15 protein-coding genes and 1 other RNA gene are annotated in these 16,874 nt (G+C 42.9%); 3 read left to right on the top strand and 13 right to left on the bottom strand.

Annotated features, from left to right (window positions below):
• Positions 1-40 precede the first annotated feature (40 nt).
• The 7 genes from LQ188_RS04890 to LQ188_RS04860 all read right to left on the bottom strand — a co-directional run bounded on the left by LQ188_RS04890 (position 41) and on the right by LQ188_RS04860 (position 6,704).
• The gene (locus LQ188_RS04890; RefSeq protein ID WP_230176175.1) at positions 41-1,567 is read right to left on the bottom strand and encodes a tripartite tricarboxylate transporter permease; all 1,527 of its coding nucleotides are present in this window, start codon (positions 1,565-1,567) and stop codon (positions 41-43) included.
• An 18-nt stretch (positions 1,568-1,585) separates the two neighbouring features.
• A complete protein-coding gene (locus tag LQ188_RS04885) occupies positions 1,586-2,041 on the bottom strand; it encodes a tripartite tricarboxylate transporter TctB family protein (RefSeq protein ID WP_101223697.1) in 456 nt (151 codons plus the stop codon).
• A 57-nt stretch (positions 2,042-2,098) separates the two neighbouring features.
• Positions 2,099-3,121, bottom strand: a complete 1,023-nt coding sequence (locus LQ188_RS04880; RefSeq protein ID WP_101223698.1) for a tripartite tricarboxylate transporter substrate binding protein — start codon at positions 3,119-3,121, stop codon at positions 2,099-2,101.
• A gap of 262 nt (positions 3,122-3,383) precedes the next feature.
• Entirely contained in the window at positions 3,384-4,310 is a 927-nt protein-coding gene (locus tag LQ188_RS04875; RefSeq protein WP_101223999.1) for an AEC family transporter, read from the bottom strand.
• Between the two features lie 158 nt (positions 4,311-4,468).
• Positions 4,469-5,341, bottom strand: coding sequence for a LysR family transcriptional regulator (locus LQ188_RS04870; protein WP_101223699.1), 873 nt, complete (start codon positions 5,339-5,341; stop codon positions 4,469-4,471).
• Between the two features lie 148 nt (positions 5,342-5,489).
• Positions 5,490-6,287, bottom strand: coding sequence for a formate dehydrogenase accessory sulfurtransferase FdhD (gene fdhD, locus LQ188_RS04865; protein ID WP_101223700.1), 798 nt, complete (start codon positions 6,285-6,287; stop codon positions 5,490-5,492).
• Positions 6,288-6,341: 54 nt separating this feature from the next.
• On the bottom strand, positions 6,342-6,704 hold the full coding sequence (locus tag LQ188_RS04860; protein ID WP_095390832.1) for a DUF2294 domain-containing protein: 363 nt from the start codon (positions 6,702-6,704) through the stop codon (positions 6,342-6,344).
• Between the two features lie 333 nt (positions 6,705-7,037).
• Here LQ188_RS04860 and fdhF point away from each other — a divergent pair, with 333 nt between their 5' ends.
• The 3 genes from fdhF to LQ188_RS04845 all read left to right on the top strand — a co-directional run bounded on the left by fdhF (position 7,038) and on the right by LQ188_RS04845 (position 10,909).
• A complete protein-coding gene (fdhF, locus tag LQ188_RS04855) occupies positions 7,038-9,977 on the top strand; it encodes a formate dehydrogenase subunit alpha (RefSeq protein ID WP_101223701.1) in 2,940 nt (979 codons plus the stop codon).
• Positions 9,978-9,995: 18 nt separating this feature from the next.
• Entirely contained in the window at positions 9,996-10,472 is a 477-nt protein-coding gene (locus tag LQ188_RS04850) for a DUF1641 domain-containing protein (RefSeq protein ID WP_063595796.1), read from the top strand.
• 161 nt (positions 10,473-10,633) lie between these two features.
• A complete protein-coding gene (locus tag LQ188_RS04845) occupies positions 10,634-10,909 on the top strand; it encodes a hypothetical protein (protein ID WP_230176174.1) in 276 nt (91 codons plus the stop codon).
• Between the two features lie 83 nt (positions 10,910-10,992).
• Here the strand turns inward: LQ188_RS04845 and LQ188_RS04840 are convergent, their stop codons facing one another.
• The 6 genes from LQ188_RS04840 to secG form a co-directional block, all read right to left on the bottom strand.
• On the bottom strand, positions 10,993-11,967 hold the full coding sequence (locus LQ188_RS04840; RefSeq protein ID WP_230176173.1) for a nuclease-related domain-containing protein: 975 nt from the start codon (positions 11,965-11,967) through the stop codon (positions 10,993-10,995).
• Positions 11,968-12,167: 200 nt separating this feature from the next.
• Positions 12,168-12,529: a transfer-messenger RNA gene (gene ssrA, locus LQ188_RS04835) on the bottom strand.
• Between the two features lie 123 nt (positions 12,530-12,652).
• Positions 12,653-13,120, bottom strand: a complete 468-nt coding sequence (gene smpB / locus LQ188_RS04830; RefSeq protein ID WP_101223703.1) for an SsrA-binding protein SmpB — start codon at positions 13,118-13,120, stop codon at positions 12,653-12,655.
• A gap of 66 nt (positions 13,121-13,186) precedes the next feature.
• Positions 13,187-15,544 (bottom strand): ribonuclease R, encoded by a 2,358-nt coding sequence (gene rnr / locus LQ188_RS04825; protein ID WP_101223704.1) that lies wholly within the window; start codon positions 15,542-15,544, stop codon positions 13,187-13,189.
• 30 nt (positions 15,545-15,574) lie between these two features.
• The gene (locus LQ188_RS04820) at positions 15,575-16,321 is read right to left on the bottom strand and encodes a carboxylesterase (RefSeq protein WP_101223705.1); all 747 of its coding nucleotides are present in this window, start codon (positions 16,319-16,321) and stop codon (positions 15,575-15,577) included.
• Positions 16,322-16,463: 142 nt separating this feature from the next.
• Complete coding sequence (gene secG, locus LQ188_RS04815; protein ID WP_034309999.1) at positions 16,464-16,697, bottom strand: preprotein translocase subunit SecG; 234 nt, start codon at positions 16,695-16,697, stop codon at positions 16,464-16,466.
• Positions 16,698-16,874 lie beyond the last annotated feature (177 nt).

The raw sequence follows: 16,874 nt of genomic DNA, 5'->3' as shown, positions 1-16,874 counted from the left end.
TTAAAAAAGGAGTTTTTTCACAACATTCAGAAAATATCGGTTAACCTTCAATATTGATGACAACATCCTTCCCTCTCTTCTTGAGTAAAACCGGAATGAGCAGCCATAATGCCGTTACGACCAGGAATGTCAGCGAAAGCGGCCGAGTGAAAAACAAACTGTAATCACCATCGGATATCGTCAGTGCCCTGCGCATATTATTTTCTATCATCGGTCCTAAAACCAGTCCTAAGACCAACGGGGCGATTGGATAATCATTTTTACTTAAGAAATATCCCAAGATCCCACATCCTAGTAATAGCAATAAATCATAAGTCGATACTTGTACCGCATAAACGCCAAAAATGGAGATCGCGATAATGATTGGTATCAAATACTTCTTTGGCGTTTCAATGATTTTCGCAAAAACCTTAACGAGCGGGAGATTAAGGATGAGGAGCATCAGATTCCCGATGAACATACTGGCGATAAGTCCCCAGGCCACCTGGGGATGGTCTTCGAATAATAATGGACCTGGCTGAACATTGTACATCATCAACGCACCCATTAAAATCGCCGTTGTACCTGAACCCGGAATTCCCAGCGTCAATAATGGAATCATCGCTCCGCCAGAAGCCGCATTATTGGCCGTTTCAGGACCAGCCACTCCAGCGATTGCCCCCGTACCAAATCTCCCGGGTTTTTTTGATATCCGTTTTTCCATAAGGTATGAGAAGAAGGAAGCAAGAGTGGCCCCTGCACCTGGCAGGATTCCTACAAAGAAACCTAAGAGCGATCCCCTCGCAATCGGCCCTGCAGATTCCTTGAATTCTTCTTTTGAAGGAATCAAATTATTGATCTTTGCAATTTCCCCATCATCCTCGTCTTTTTCCAGGATTGTCTTGAATACTTCCCCAAGGGCGAATAGGCCTACTGCGATCGTCAGGAATTCGACCCCTTGATACAGCCAAGGAATGTCGAATGTAAAACGGGCGATCCCGGATACATTATCGATGCCTATCGTCCCGATCAACAAACCGCAAACCGTCATGATCAGTGCCTTGGTTACGGATTTTCCCGCGAGGCCGCTGACTGCCGCCAACCCTAGAAGCATGAGCGAAAAATACTCAGCTGGACCGAATTTAATGGCAATCGTCGATAATGGCTGAGCCAAGGCAATCATGGCGACAAGGGTGACAATCCCTCCGACGAAGGAACCGATTGCCGAAATCGATAAAGCACTCCCGGCTCTTCCCTTCTTGGCCATTTGGTAGCCATCCAGTGTGGTGACGACAGAAGAAGATTCACCAGGAGTATTCAATAGGATTGAAGTTGTCGATCCTCCATACATCGCTCCATAATAAACACCTGCAAGTAAAATGATGGCGCTTGTTGCCGCTTGCTCTGGGGGAAGTCCCCCTGTAATCGAAGCGGTTACCGGAATTAAAAGAGCCACACCGCTCATCGGCCCGATCCCCGGCAAAACGCCGACAGCCGTACCGATCAATACTCCGACAAATGCAAAAAGTATATTATACCAAGTTAGTGCCGTTTCAAAACCATGCATCAAATAATCAAAAGTGCCCACTTCACATCCCCCTCCCCTTTATGAAAACCAGATTGGCCAACCCGGCAGTGTTCCCTTTAAAACATTCACGAATAAATAATAGATGATTCCGGAAAATCCTGCGGATATGATGAGCGATGTCACCCATTTATTTCGCTCCATCGTTTGAAAGCAAACAAACAAAAACAGAAAGGTCGTAATGACATATCCTATCGTTTCCAATGTCAAAATATAAATCAAGGTGGAGAGCAGAATGATGATAAAAGGTTTATATTCCAGCTTTCCCTTACCCGATTCCTGTACATTGCTCCGAAATGCCTCATAAAACAGGCGAATACTTAAAACAGCAAGAACGAGTCCCAATACAAAAGGGAAAATGTCCGGTCCTACCGAACTTCCATAAGAAGAACTGGCCAGCTTTCTGCTTCCTATCATAAACAGCACTCCGACAGCCAGAAAGGCTACAGATGCAAAGCGATCAAATTTAACATCCATCACAATCCCTCCATTTCAGAAAATAAGAAGAAGGTGAAAGCACCCCCTTCTTCTCGATTATTTTTCCATGCCTAAGGCTTCCAATAATTGCTGCACCTGTTTCTCCTGTTCTTCTAAAAACTTGCTGAATTCTTCACTATTTTTATACTCTTGTTCCCATCCTTGAACTTCCACTTCCTTTTTCCATTCAGAAGTTTCAACTAGCTTCTCAATGGTTCCGTCCCAAAAGGCTTTCGCTTCACCAGACATATTCTGAGGTCCAAAAACGCCTCTCCAAATCGTGAATTCAGCATCAACACCCTGTTCCTTTGCCGTCGGTATGTCTTTTAGATCTCCACCTAAACGTTCCGTCGAGGTTACGGCCAACACTCTAATCTTTCCTGCCTTTAAAAATTCCCTGACACTGGATGCATCCGTTCCGATCACATCTGCATTTCCGCCAAGCAATGCCGTAATCGCTTCCCCTCCACCATCGTACGAAACGTATTTAAGTTCGGTGGGATTCAAGCCATATTCATATGCTGGAAGAATGGAAATCAAATGATCCATGGATCCCGGAGCCGATCCTCCTGCGAAGGTCAATTTACGCGGATCTTTTTTCACTGCTTCCAGCACTGATTTCAAATCCTTGAATTCAGAATCTGCCTTTACCACTATTGCCCCATAATCCTTTGTCAGCTGCGCCAAAGGAGTCGTATTTTTATATCCATAAGGACTGTTGCCTTCTTTTTTAAGGTTATTGATGATGACAGGCGGTGAATTCACGAACAGCATGTCATTGTTATCAGCTTGCTGTGTTGCATAATCCGCCATGAAGACAGCGCCCCCGCCACCGGGTTTGTTTTCGACGGTTAATGGCTGGTTAACCAGTTTTGTCTCACCCAAGACCTTTGTAAATGAACGGGCGGTTAAATCCCATCCCCCGCCTGCGCCCGATGGAGCAACGACCGTTATGGCTTTTTTCGGATAACCTGTACTTTCTTTCTTTTCTCCTGATGTACCCGAACTGCTGCATGCACCTAAACTTAAAGCTAACGAACCCGCCAATATGACCGCTGAAATCTTTTTACGAGAAAACATAATAATCCCCCTTTTTGAAAGCGTTTTCTTAATTCTACAAAAATATCTTCCTTTTATTTGATTGCCCAACTAAAATGCATAACTTCCATATTGTTCATAAAGTTTTATAGCAGGAAAAGGGGGAAAAGGGGTTCTATCTAAATAAAACAAAGTGATTGGAGTGGAAATTACGGTTCGGTTTTACAAACACTATAAACTGTAAACAAACTCGATTTTCATCGAGTTTGTTTACAGTTAGAGACTGCACTTTTGAGCAGCCCTGCTAGAATAGTATTTTTGATAGATATACGACCATCGTTACCGTTATGCTGCTGAATAAAGTCGACATCAAGACTGCCTGTGCCGCATACTCCGGATGGTTGTCATATTCCAAAGCGAATAATGCGCTGTTTCTTGATGTGGGAAATGAGCTTGCGATAAACAACCCTTGGGCGACAGTCCCTTCCAAACCCAGCATGAGGATGATCAGGAAGGCGATGGATGGCGAGAGTATTAAACGGCCAATCAAGCTAAGTATAAGCGGAAGCGGAAATTGCGTCATTTTCAAATAGGCACTCTGTGCACCCAATGTAATCAAGGCAATGGCTATGAAGGCACTCGCGATATTTTCAATCGGGGTCCATAAGAACAGCGGAATGTCGAAAGAAAAGGAATGTAATAGAAAACCGAGTAATAAAGCATAAATGACGGGGTTCTTCAAGAACTCGCGAATGGCGCCCTTCGCACTTTTTGTATGGACGGAAACGGAATTCATCAATCCATAGGTATAGGTCAACAGGTTTTGAAAGATGATCACGATGACTTGTATCGACAGCCCAAGAGGATTTCCGTGAAAAACCATCTGGCTGACGGGTAATCCGAAATTGGCTGAGTTATTCAGGACTACACTATTTTTAAACGTGGCCGAAAGGCTTTGATCAAACCTGGCAAGTTTAGCAATCACTGTACTCACGATGATGAGACTTACTGCTTGAAGAGCAAGGAAGCTGAATATCTGGAAGATCATCCCCCCGCCCATTTTACTTTGATAAATATTAATAAAGCTAATGGCCGGCATGAGCAGGAAGTGATTCAATTTAGACAGCGTATTCATATCCAACTTGAATTTACGATGCAGAATGGCCCCCGCCCCTATGAGGAAAAAGACCGGCACAATGACATTCAATACGATCAGAAACAGGACACTCACTTGACTTCCTCTCCATTCCTTAGGCAATACCTGATGATTTACATTTACATCTCCATTTATCATAATGCCGGGATAACCATAATTAAAATACCAATAAATTATCGTTATCCATTCAAAAAAGGAATGACAAAAAAGCACAGAGGTTTCTGCGCTTCCGGTTAAATGTCCCTCATGAAATCGACGCCTTTGACAAATTCGACAAACTCCTTGACCAGCTTTAATTCCAGCGACTTTTCATGATATAACATCCACGTATTCCTGATAAGGGGATTACCTTGCTTATCCTTAAGGTCCATTTGACGGAGATTTTGGTCCTTCTCCAATAAAACACTGGGAAGGATGCCATATCCCAGGCCATTCCTGACCATTTCTTTGCATGTATCACCTTTGTCCACTTCCATCCCCACCAAAGGAGGTCCGGAAAAATTGTCTCTCCACCAATTATCGATCATTGTTTTCAAAAGAGCATCTGTCCCATAATCGATCCTCGGCAAAAAAGGCAGGTTCCGGACTTCGATTTCTTCCTTGGAAGCAATGCAAATCGTTTCCTCAAAAAGATGATGCCTTGATCCTGACCATTGATAGTCCCCCCGAACGATTCCGACATGCACTTCCTCCTTGTAAATGAGGTTCAGCACTTCTTTACTCCATCCAGTTGTCACATGGAAATCCACTTTGGGATATCGCTCACGAAATAATTTCAGCAGGCCTGGCAATTTATGCAGCGTAATATAGTTGGAAACACCCAGCCGTAATGTTCCACTGATTTCCTGACCCATATTGAATGCCGTCTCTTTTATCTGCCGGAGCCTGATCAGCATCTCATCTGCACAGATGGCCAAATATTCCCCTTGAGGCGTGAATTGCACTCCCCTTGTTCCCCGCTCCACAATCTTTAGATTGAATTCCTTCTCTATTTGTTGAATCCGTTTCGTTAAAGAAGGTTGCGAGATATATAAACTTTGCGCCGTTTTAGTAATATTCTTGTGTTCATGCAACACCTTTAAAATATGCCAATCCCTTTCGTTCATAACCCTTCCCCCGATACGCATTTCCTTGAATGTTTTATCCAAACTGTACCACAAAAGGCCTGATCGATATATCCTTTTACAAGTACATAAAAAGCCCAAGCCATGTTGGCAAGGACTTTCCGATAAGTACCTTTTAAGCGAATGATGATCATTCATTCAATTGAATTCTTTCAGGGCATGTGTAGATATTCAGTGAATCATTACGAATGAATCCGACCGTGGTGATTCCCAATCCTTCAGCCAACTCCAAGGCCAATTCGGTTGGAGCCGATTTCGAGAGTATCAGCTCACAGCCGATTTTCGCCACCTTCAAGAGAATTTCCGATGAAATCCGGCCGCTGAACACGATAGCTTTTCCTTCTATCGAAATACCATTTTTCAGGCAATAGCCGTATATTTTGTCCAATGCGTTATGCCGTCCGATGTCCATCCTGCTTAATACGAGGCCATCGACATCACATAAAGCGGCATTGTGGACTCCACCTGTGTTCTGGAAGGTGACGGCAGAATTTTGTAAATCCTTCATCAAGCGGAAGCAGTCATCAGGAGTCAGTTTCACCGAAATATGATCCATTTTCTTGGCAGTCAATGCATCATTCACAAAGACGAAACCTTGTCTGCTCATTCCGCAGCATGATGTAATATACCGCTTATTTTGAAAATCCTGGAAGTAAGGATTCACTTTATCTGTCTTCACATGAACAAAGCCTTCTTTTTCCTGGACCCAGATTTCTTTTATCTCATCATATTTTTTGATGATGCCTTCCGAAGCCAAATAACCAATCACCATATCCTCGATGTATTCGGGTGTACAAACCATCGTGACGAATTCCTGGCCATTTACTTTGACAGTAACGGGATACTCCGTTACAATCGCATCTTCCGTACGCTCAGTGTTACCTTTGGTTATCCGGATGATGTCCCTCTTGATTTCAATCGCTTTCATGTTCCCACTCCTTTTAATATCCAGGAGCCAATTGACCAATATGTAGGAACATGGTCAATGCCCGTTGAGTTTGTCCGCTATATTCTTATCAAAAACGAATACGGAAATCGCTATGTTCTCTTTGATTTTTATGTCTGAAAACAAATGAAGCAGTTTAGCTCCAACCAGTTCTTCCATTCCATCAGGAGGACTCTCCGAATACACATCCTGAACCATCTTGGTTCGTGCAGAATGGACCATGTCCCTTCCTTCCTCCGATCTTGATATGAACATTTCCGTAGGAGTCAAATTTCCATATAACGTAGAAACGGCCATATTTTCCACGAAAACCGTGTGTATGCGTTCTGGTCCTTTACCGAATAGTTCCTTGCGCAGCTTACGAATCATATCATTGAATTCATGGATAACTTTTGACACCGTTGCGTCACTCCAATTCAAGAAAATTAAGTTCTCAATTTTCTTATCATAAATCAACGCGAAGAAAAACGAAAGGAATTTGGGAATGATACCCTCTTTCCAGGATTGTTTCTTTTAATAATTAAAGGTATAATAACAATGATGAAAGTTGGGAGCATAATAGTGTACTGTTTTGTCCTATCTTTTTTAAAATTATCCATTATGGTATGGATTGGTATATTGGCAAGCTTTGCTATTAAACTATTCCACCATGACCTACATTTCCGTTCAGAGACGGAGGTGTAATCATGGTGGTTTTTTTGCGTCTTTTTGGCTATAAAAGGGGGAAATATAATGAGCGATTCAAACATCACCATCAAAATCAACGGGAAGGAATATACCACTAATGAGGGGGCGACAATATTGGAGGTCATCAACCAAAATGAGATGGCTCATCCACAGATCTGTTATGTTCCTGAAGTGGACCCGATCCAAACATGCGACACATGCATCGTCGAAGTTAATGGGAAACTCGTCCGGTCATGTTCGACAAAAGCAGTGAGCGGCATGGATATAGCCTTGGACTCAAGCAAGGCAAAAGAAGCCCAAACCGAGGCCATGGATCGTATCCTGGAAAACCATTCTTTATACTGTACTGTATGTGATAATAATAACGGAAATTGCAAACTGCATAACACGGCAGAATTAATGGAAATTGAACACCAAAAATATCCTTACACACCGAAAGTGAAATTGGATGCCGTCGATATGTCCCATCCATTTTACCGCTATGATGCCAATCAATGCATCGCATGCGGGCAATGTGTTGAAGTCTGCCAAAACCTTCAGGTCAACGAGACGCTGTCCATCGATTGGGAAGCAGAACGCCCACGGGTAATCTGGGATGAAGGAACGGAAATCAATAACTCATCTTGTGTAGGCTGCGGACAGTGTGTAACCATTTGTCCATGTAATGCATTAATGGAAAAATCGATGCTGGGCGAGGCCGGTTTCATGTCAGGTTTGAAAAACGATATGCTTGAACCAATGATAGACCTTGTCAAAGAAGTGGAGCCTGGATACAGCGGGATTTTTGCCATTTCGGAGATTGAAGCGGCAATGCGTGATACACGAACGAAGAAGACAAAAACGGTCTGTACGTTCTGTGGGGTAGGATGCACATTCGAAGTCTGGACAAAAGACCGTAAAATCCTTAAAGTCCAACCTACTCATGAAGCTCCCGTCAATGCGATATCCACATGTGTCAAAGGGAAATTCGGTTGGGACTTCGTAAACTCGGAAAAACGTTTGACAAAGCCCCTGATTCGGAAAAATGGAAGATTCGTTGAATCAAGCTGGGATGAAGCACTTGATTTGGTTGCATCCAGACTCGGTTCGATCAAACAGCAATACGGCGGAAATTCAGTAGGCTTCATTTCCTCTTCCAAGATCACGAATGAAGAAAACTATGTAATTCAAAAACTGGCACGGCAAATGTTCGAAACGAATAACGTGGACAATTGCTCTCGTTACTGTCAATCTCCGGCAACAGACGGACTGTTCCGTACAGTCGGCATGGGCGGAGATGCTGGTACGATCAAAGATATCGCCGCAGCAGGTCTTGTCATCATCGTTGGTGCCAACCCGGCAGAAGGCCATCCCGTACTCGCGACACGCGTTAAACGGGCTCACAAGCTTCACGGACAAAAACTGATCGTAGCTGACATCCGCAAAAACGAAATGGCAGAGCGTTCCGATATCCATATCAGTCCAAAACAAGGAACGGATCAAGTATGGTTGATGGCGGTTACAAAATATATGATCGATCAAGGCTGGCATGATCAAGAATTCATCAATGAAAATGTTAACTTCTTCGACGATTATAAAGAAGTACTTGAAAAATATACCCTGGAATATGCAGAAACACACACAGGTATTTCAAAAGAAACATTGATCCAAATAGCTGAAACCATTCGCGATGCAGACGGAACATGCATTCTTTGGGGAATGGGCGTTACACAAAACACTGGTGCTTCCGATACTTCGGCTGCAATTTCCAACCTGCTATTAGCTACAGGCAACTACCGTCGCCCAGGAGCGGGAGCTTATCCGCTTCGCGGCCATAACAATGTTCAGGGAGCTTGCGATATGGGCACCCTTCCAACATGGCTTCCGGGATATCAGCATGTTACCGATGACGTGGCACGTGCTAAATTCGAAAAAGCATATGGAGTGAAAATCGATGGCAAACCAGGCATGAACAATATTGAAATGCTTAAAGCGATAGAAAAAGGCGACATGAAGGCCATGTATCTTGTAGGTGAAGATATGGCACTTGTTGATGCAGATGCAAACCATGTTGATAAAGTGTTATCCGGATTGGATTTCTTTGTTGTCCAGGATATTTTCCTTTCAAGGACTGCCCAATATGCCGACGTGGTATTGCCCGGAGCTCCATCTCTTGAAAAAGACGGAACGTTCACCAATACGGAGCGCCGTGTACAGCGCTTATATAAAGCCCTTCCCACTATGGGAGATTCTAAGGCAGACTGGGAAATCACTCAGGAGATCGCAAACCGCTTAGGTGCAAATTGGAACTACACACATCCTGGTGAAATCTATGATGAAATGGCAAGCCTGTCACCGATATTCAGCCAAGCGAATTACGAGGTGCTGGAAGGATGGAATAGCTTCCTATGGGGAAGCCATGATGGATCAAGCACGCCGCTTCTTTATGTGGATGGCTTCAACTTCCCTGATAAGAAAGCGCGCTTTGCACTGGCTGACTGGGTGGAGCCGCATAAATTCCCGAAAGAATATGACCTTCATATCAATAATGGACGCATGCTGGAGCATTTCCATGAAGGCAATATGACGAACAAATCCAATGGAATCCAATCGAAGGTACCTGATATTTTCGTTGAGGTTTCACCAGAACTTGCCAAAGAACGTAAAGTCAGTGATGGCGGACTCGTTCGCTTAGTGTCTCCATTCGGGGCCGTTAAGTTAAAAGCCCTGATCACAGACCGCGTTAAAAATAATGAGCTATTTTTACCGATGAACTCCGTTGATAAAGACTCTGCCATTAACTTTCTGACCGGTCCTATCTATGATCAACGCACAAGCACGCCTGCTTACAAGCAGACGATGGTCCGCATGGAAGTATTAAGCGCAAGCGGGGATATCCCATTACCAGGTACCAATCCACGGAACAAAAAACGCCATCCTCAAAATGGTGTCGAGGTTGAACGTAAGTGGGCACGTCCAGGGTATGTTCACTTAACGGATAAATAAACAAGGAGGGTGAAGATCATGGCAGCTCCTATTACGGAAATCCATAATCCCATTACTGAGGAAGAAATAAAGCTTCAAAAACTGGAGGAACTGAAAACGCTGATCACCGATAATGAAGATGCCTTGAACAATATGTTTAAAATCGTCAATGAACTGAATGACTCAGGAGTATTCGAAGCCGCGACCTCCATGCTTCAAGGAAAAGAACAAATTGCCAAAATCGCTCTTCAACAAATCACAAGACAACCTGTCACAAACCTGATCAATACCCTTATGGGGGCAACAGGAGCCTTGATGAATGCCGATGCCGCACAATCCACGAAACTGCTTAACAGTGCACTTGCAGGAATCGATGAAGGAAACAAGTTCCTTCAGGCCGATAAAAAGATCGGCGTTTTGGATTTAATGAAAACATTGAATGATCCAGACATAAACCGGGCGATCGGCTTTGGCGTCCACTTCCTTAAGGGGATGGGCAAGGAATTAAAAGAATAGACTCGGAACAAAGACTCAAGAGAAGCTTCTTTTGAGTCTTTGTTCTATCATTGGGCTTAGTTGCTGAAAACTGCTGAAAGTGTAGCGTATTGGATAAGATTAGCATTGGAGTGGATGATTTAATGAATCAAGAAGAATAAATCAAGGAATTAGAATACGAATTGTTTTTATTGAAGCATGCATTTTTTAAATTACATGATAGTATGGCCCCGAATTTAAAGTCTAGGTATTATGAGTTATTATCACATGGCTTTACAGAGCAAGAGGTTAGTGAGTTAGATAGATTTTTCATGTGGGTTTACGGCACAAAAAATTATCCCACAAAGGAAGAAATGAGAAAAAAAATGGCGGATATAAAAAATATGGAAATGGAAGAATTTGTAATAGATATTATTTTGGAGGATTTCCAAAATGTTGATGTAAATACAGAGAAATGATTTTTTATATTAAGGAATAGTGAAGAAACTATTCCTTTTTTTAAGGTAGTCTGGGTAATAATTAAGGCAAGATCACCCAGAAATCACTCATCAAAATACAGGCTGTACACCCTCCCCTTATTCGCACCACTGCTTGTCAGATTCAATGATTGCAAGATCCTCGTTGCACTGGATGAAGAGGAAATGTTTAAAAAGTTCCTCAACTGCCGATTCGTTATGGTCGAGCCTAATAGATAAAAATAATCTCGTAAAGCCGGGATATGTGCTTTTTTACTGGAGAGTTGGCATTGATTGCAAAGCCATGTGCCATGCCTTCTAAATAATTTATTGCCCTTACAATTCTCACAAATCACTCCTTTAATTAGGTCCTTTTCGGTAAGATTGTATCGTTCCAGAATGGAAAAGTCCGCATCGATGTGGTGTTTATTCATTACGCGAATTGATTTTTTCAAATCTTTCTCACTAAAACTGGATTCTGTTATGGAATGCTCCATTTGATTAATTTTAGCGGGAAGTGCATCGCGATGGATAACTTTATAGTGGAGTTCATGGTTTTCAAGAGCTGTACGGATGATTGTTTGGGGATTACTGATGACAATCAATGAAAGGATGGGCAGTGAGGGAAAACCGTTTTTCAAGAACCAATTGGTCAATTGTGATTCCTGGCGGCTGACTTGTATGATGGGATCTGGAAATGCCGTTTCTTTTCCTTCTATCGTTCGAATGAGCTGATTGAAATGCGGATCAAAATAGATCGCCCCTGCAATGTTCTTCACTTCAATGATAAGCGCATATTTCTTGGAGATTAATAAGGTATCCAGTTGAAAAAATCGGGATTGATCCTGAAGCCTTAAATCGTGGAAGATGAAATTGCTTTTCGGTTCAAGAAAGCTTAATGGAAAATCAATGGAACATTCCCCTTTATAGCCCGCTTCCCTTTTTTTGAGATCATTCATGATTAAGGGAACTTTAGGGTGATTCGGAGGAAGCCTGCACGCTAATGCACGTAATTTGCGGACGGCAAGAGGAACTTTTCGCTTTTTTACAATCAATTTCATCGCTCCAATCCTATTTTCTTCAAAAGGATTCTACAGCAAATGATGGAAATTGTACAGTTTATCTGCGAAATCGGGAATATATCTTCGAAATTGGAGATATATCAACGAAAAATCCTGATATATCTGCGAATTATACGATTTATCGATTTTTCGACAAAAACGACGAAAAAAACCAAATAAAAAACCACCAATATATGTATTGGTGGAGACGGTGGGAGTCGAACCCACGTCCAGACATAACGGCACTTAAGCTTCTACGAGTGTAGTCGATATATTCGCATTTCGCGAACTCATTAGCCTATCGACAGGCGGCAGAGCAGCTAGTCTGATTGGTCTCTTCCTTCATCCTCAGACGGTGGATTCCGGCGTATCCCACTTAGAGTGAGTCCCTTACCCTACCACGTGGGCCATGGAGGGAGGAACAGCTATCGACTGTTATTAAGCAGCGAAAGCTAGGTTGTTGTTTTGTTTGCCAGTTATAGGCGTTGACGTTTTAACGAGGCCGATCCCCTCGACTCGCAACTTAAGCTCGAACTATCCCTGTCGAATCCGTAACGTCCCCATGATATAAATGGAGCGTACGAGAGAAGAATAGTCAGCAAGTTGGCTGATATTCAATTGTCATCGGTACAGGATTAATTATAACAGATTGGCTCAAAAAATCAATTGTAAGGTCTTGGCAGTTCTACATCTTCTGTCGATCACGGAATGCACGTTCAATATCACGCTTCGCTTCCTTCTTCTTCAGGTCTTCACGCTTGTCATATTGCTTCTTCCCTTTACCCAGACCGATTAAAACCTTGGCAAAGCCATTTTTCAAATACATTTTCAACGGTACGATCGTGTAGCCTGTTTCCTTTGTTACACCGATCAGTTTACTGATCTCTTTCTTATGCAAAAGAAGCTTCCGTGTCCGCAACGGGTCATGGTTAAACTGGTTTCCCTGCTCATAAGGGCTTACATGCATATTATAAAGATAGATTTCTCCATTTTCTATTTTAGCGAAGGCATCCTTCAAATTCACTCGGGCCGCACGGATGGCCTTGATTTCGGTTCCCTTCAAAACGATTCCGGCTTCAAACGTTTGTTCAATAAAAAAATCATGATAAGCCTTTTTATTTTGTGCTAGTTGTTTACCTGAACCTTTTGGCATCTAACTCTCCCCTTTTTACATCCAATCGCGGCAAGAGGATGAAATGATCATCCCCCGCCTCAATCTTTATCTCTTTTTTGGTTTTCTCTTGCGCTTGGCAGCTGGCGCATTTTCAAAGAATTTTTTCTTCTTTTTCGATTTTCTCCCATTAGAAGGCGAATCTCCATTACGGCCGCCGCCTTTACCTTCATTACGTCCTCCATTGCCTCCACGGCCGCGTTTACGTTCACCTGAATTGGCTTTGAATATTTTCTTCTCGCCAGATGGACGCGGACGGCTTACCTTCATGCCGATAATTTCAAAATCGATGGCGCGTTCCTCTTTATTGACGTTGGAAACACGTACGTCGATCTCATCTCCAATCCGGAACACATTACCGGTACGTTCCCCGATCATTGCAAGCTGACGCTCATCGAAGCGGTAATAATCATCCGTCATGAAGCTGACATGGACAAGTCCTTCAATGGTGTTCGGCAGCTCGACGAACATCCCGAAATTTGTAACCGAACCAATGATCCCGGTATACTCTTCGCCGATTTTATCCAGCATATATTCCGCTTTCTTCAGATCATCCGTTTCCCGTTCAGCATCGACTGAGCGACGTTCACGTTTCGATGTATGATCGGCAATCTCAGGTAAATTGGCATTCCATTTCTCCTTCGTAGCTTCATCCAGTTTACCTTCCACCAAGTAGGTCCTGATCAACCTGTGCACGATCAAATCCGGGTAACGGCGAATCGGCGATGTGAAATGTGTATAAAACTCAGCAGATAAACCAAAGTGACCTAAGCTCTCCGGATCATATTTCGCCTGTTGCATGGAACGGAGCATGACGGTGGATATGACCGTTTCTTCCGGTTTTCCGGCTACCGCCTCAATGATTTCCTGTAACGCCTTAGGGTGAACGTCATTGGCCGATCCCCGGACAATATATCCGAAGTTCGTTATGAATTCAAAGAAACGCTGCAGTTTTTCCGGCTTGGGATCTTCATGAATACGGTAAATGAACGGTACGTCAAGACGGTGGAAATGCTCTGCAACGGTTTCATTAGCCGCAAGCATGAACTCTTCAATAAGCTTTTCGGCAACCGACCTTTCACGTAAAACCACATCAGTCGGATGGCCTTCTTCATCAACGATGACTTTAGCTTCATTGAAATCAAAGTCAATCGCACCGCGGTTCATCCGGTTCTTGCGCAGGATGGCAGCTAACTTCTCCATGTCCTGGAACATCGGCACCAACGCTTCATAGCGTTCGAGCTGTTCTTCATCTTTATCGACAAGGATTTTGTTCACATTTCCATATGTCATACGTTCCGTCGTCTTAATGACACTTTCAAAAATCTCATGGTTGACGACTTTGCCATCTGGCGTAATTTCCATTTCACAAGAGAGTGTAAAGCGATCGACTTGTGGGTTCAAGGAACAAATGCCATTCGATAAACGATGCGGGATCATCGGGATGACCCTGTCCACCAAATAAACGCTCGTCCCTCTTTCCAAGGCTTCCTTATCGATTGGTGATCCTTCCTTCACATAATGGCTGACATCAGCAATATGAACACCCAGCTTATAATTGCCATTTTCAAGTTTGGAAACAGTGACGGCATCATCCAGGTCCTTTGCATCCGCTCCATCAATCGTGACCAAAACATCATTGCGCAAATCCCTGCGGCTTCCAATTTCACTTTCTTCAATGGTATCCGAAACGGCATTGGCTTGTTCCATGACGTCATCCGGGAACTCCATTGGCAAACCATATTTATGGATCACGGAAAGAATATCTACACCAGGATCATTTTTATGTCCAAGAATCTCAATGACTTCACCTTCGGCACTTATGCGTCCTTCAGGATAAGAAGTAAGCTTGACGACAACCTTATGGCCCTCTACCGCTCCATGTGAAGCATGCTGCGGAATGAAAATATCGTTTGCGATCTTTTTATCATCAGGGATGACGAAACCAAAACTTTTACTTTCGGAGTATGTACCGACCACTTGTGTAATACCGCGTTCAAGAATTCTGATGACCGTGCCTTCTTGCCTTGAGCCCGATGTTTCCGAAGATACTCGTACCATGACGACATCTCCATGCATCGCTGTGCCCGTTTCATTCGGCGGAATGAAAATATCATCCATTCCAGGGTTATCTTCAGGTGTGACAAAGGCGAATCCCTTAGCGTGTCCTGTTAATTTACCACGGAACAAATTCATCTTTTGCGGCAGCCCGTAACGATTGCTCCTCGTTCTGACCACCAATCCCTTTTCTTCCATCTTTACTAGAGCCTTAACGAAATTCTTGAAATCTGCCGAGTCTTCGATTTTCAAAGCCTCTTCCAGTTCTTGTACCGTTAAGGGCTTATACGCTTCATCCGTCATGTATGTCAGAAGCTTATTAATATGTTCTTGAATGTTATCTTCCATGAAAACCCTCCTATTCAGGGTATATTTTTGTTATTCGGCCCAATCCAGACTTTCTAAAAATTCCAATACATCTTCATGCAGCTGGTCCTTTTCTTTATCAAGAGTTATGACATGACCGGATTCTTCATACCACTTGATTTTTTTGACCGGTGATTCAATGGCATCAATAATAATATCGGCACTTTTTGGATTGATAACATCATCATGCCTGCCCTGCACCACAAATGTCGGCGCGTATATAAGGTCGACGTGCTCTCGTACATCCGTTATCAATTCCTGAAGGGCTTTCAATGTATTCATCGGTTTATCGGCAAGGAGGTCCATTTCAAGCTCTATTTGCTCTTGAGTTTTTCCTTCATACTTCTTAAATTCTCTGGCGTACTCCAATACTCCTTTAAACATCATTTCTTCACTTTTGATATACATAGGCGCACACATTGATACGATACCCTTTATAGGTACAGTGTAACCTAATTTAAGAGAAAATACGCCTCCTAATGATAGTCCGGCAACAGCAATTTCTTCATGGCCTTTGCTTTTCAGGAAATCGTAGGCCATCATTACATCTTTCCACCAATCTTCCGGACCCGTTTTCACCAGCTCCTCTGGGGGTACGCCATGCCCTTTATAGTGCGGGGCATGGCAGGTGTATCCCTGTTTCTCCAAGTAACGCCCTAGCATCCGTACATCCGCTGAATTCCCCGTAAATCCATGTAAAAGTAAGACAGCTCTTTTTCCGCCTTCAAAAGTAAAGGGCTGCTGCAGCTTTATTTTCATGATCTTAAGCTCCTTTATCAGTAAATAGAATTTTAAAAACATCCCTATCCTATAATTAAGTACTAAAATCACTATATCTATTCATGTAACTATTGTGCAAAGAAAAAAGTCTAGCTATTTAGCTAGACTCATTTTTGATCCATTACACATCAAAGTATGCAACTAGTAAAGTTAAAGCAAAGAATAAAATCGCCAATACTATTGTCGCACGATGTAAAACCAGGTCCAAACCGCGTGCCTTTTGCTTTCCGAATAACTGCTCAGCACCGCCGGCAATCGCACCTGATAAACCTGCACTCTTACCTGATTGAAGCAATACCGTCACAATGAGGGCGATACTGACAATCACTAAAAGCGTTATGAGAAATGCATGCATGCAATTACACCTCCTGAAGAACCAATAAACAATTACTTTAACTTTACCACACCCAATAAGTATCCACAATCTTTGTTATACTATGATGGTAAGAATTCCTAAAAATCCATAGTCATTTATTTTCTTTTTGAATCAAAGTTTGAGATAATTTGCATAAATAGAGAAAGAGGTGTCAAC

Source organism: Peribacillus sp. Bi134 (genome assembly GCF_918698065.1).
Classification (GTDB): Bacteria; Bacillota; Bacilli; order Bacillales; family DSM-1321; genus Peribacillus.
The sequence above is the reverse complement of the archived record's forward strand: the minus strand, read 5'-3'. Positions and strand labels throughout refer to the sequence as shown.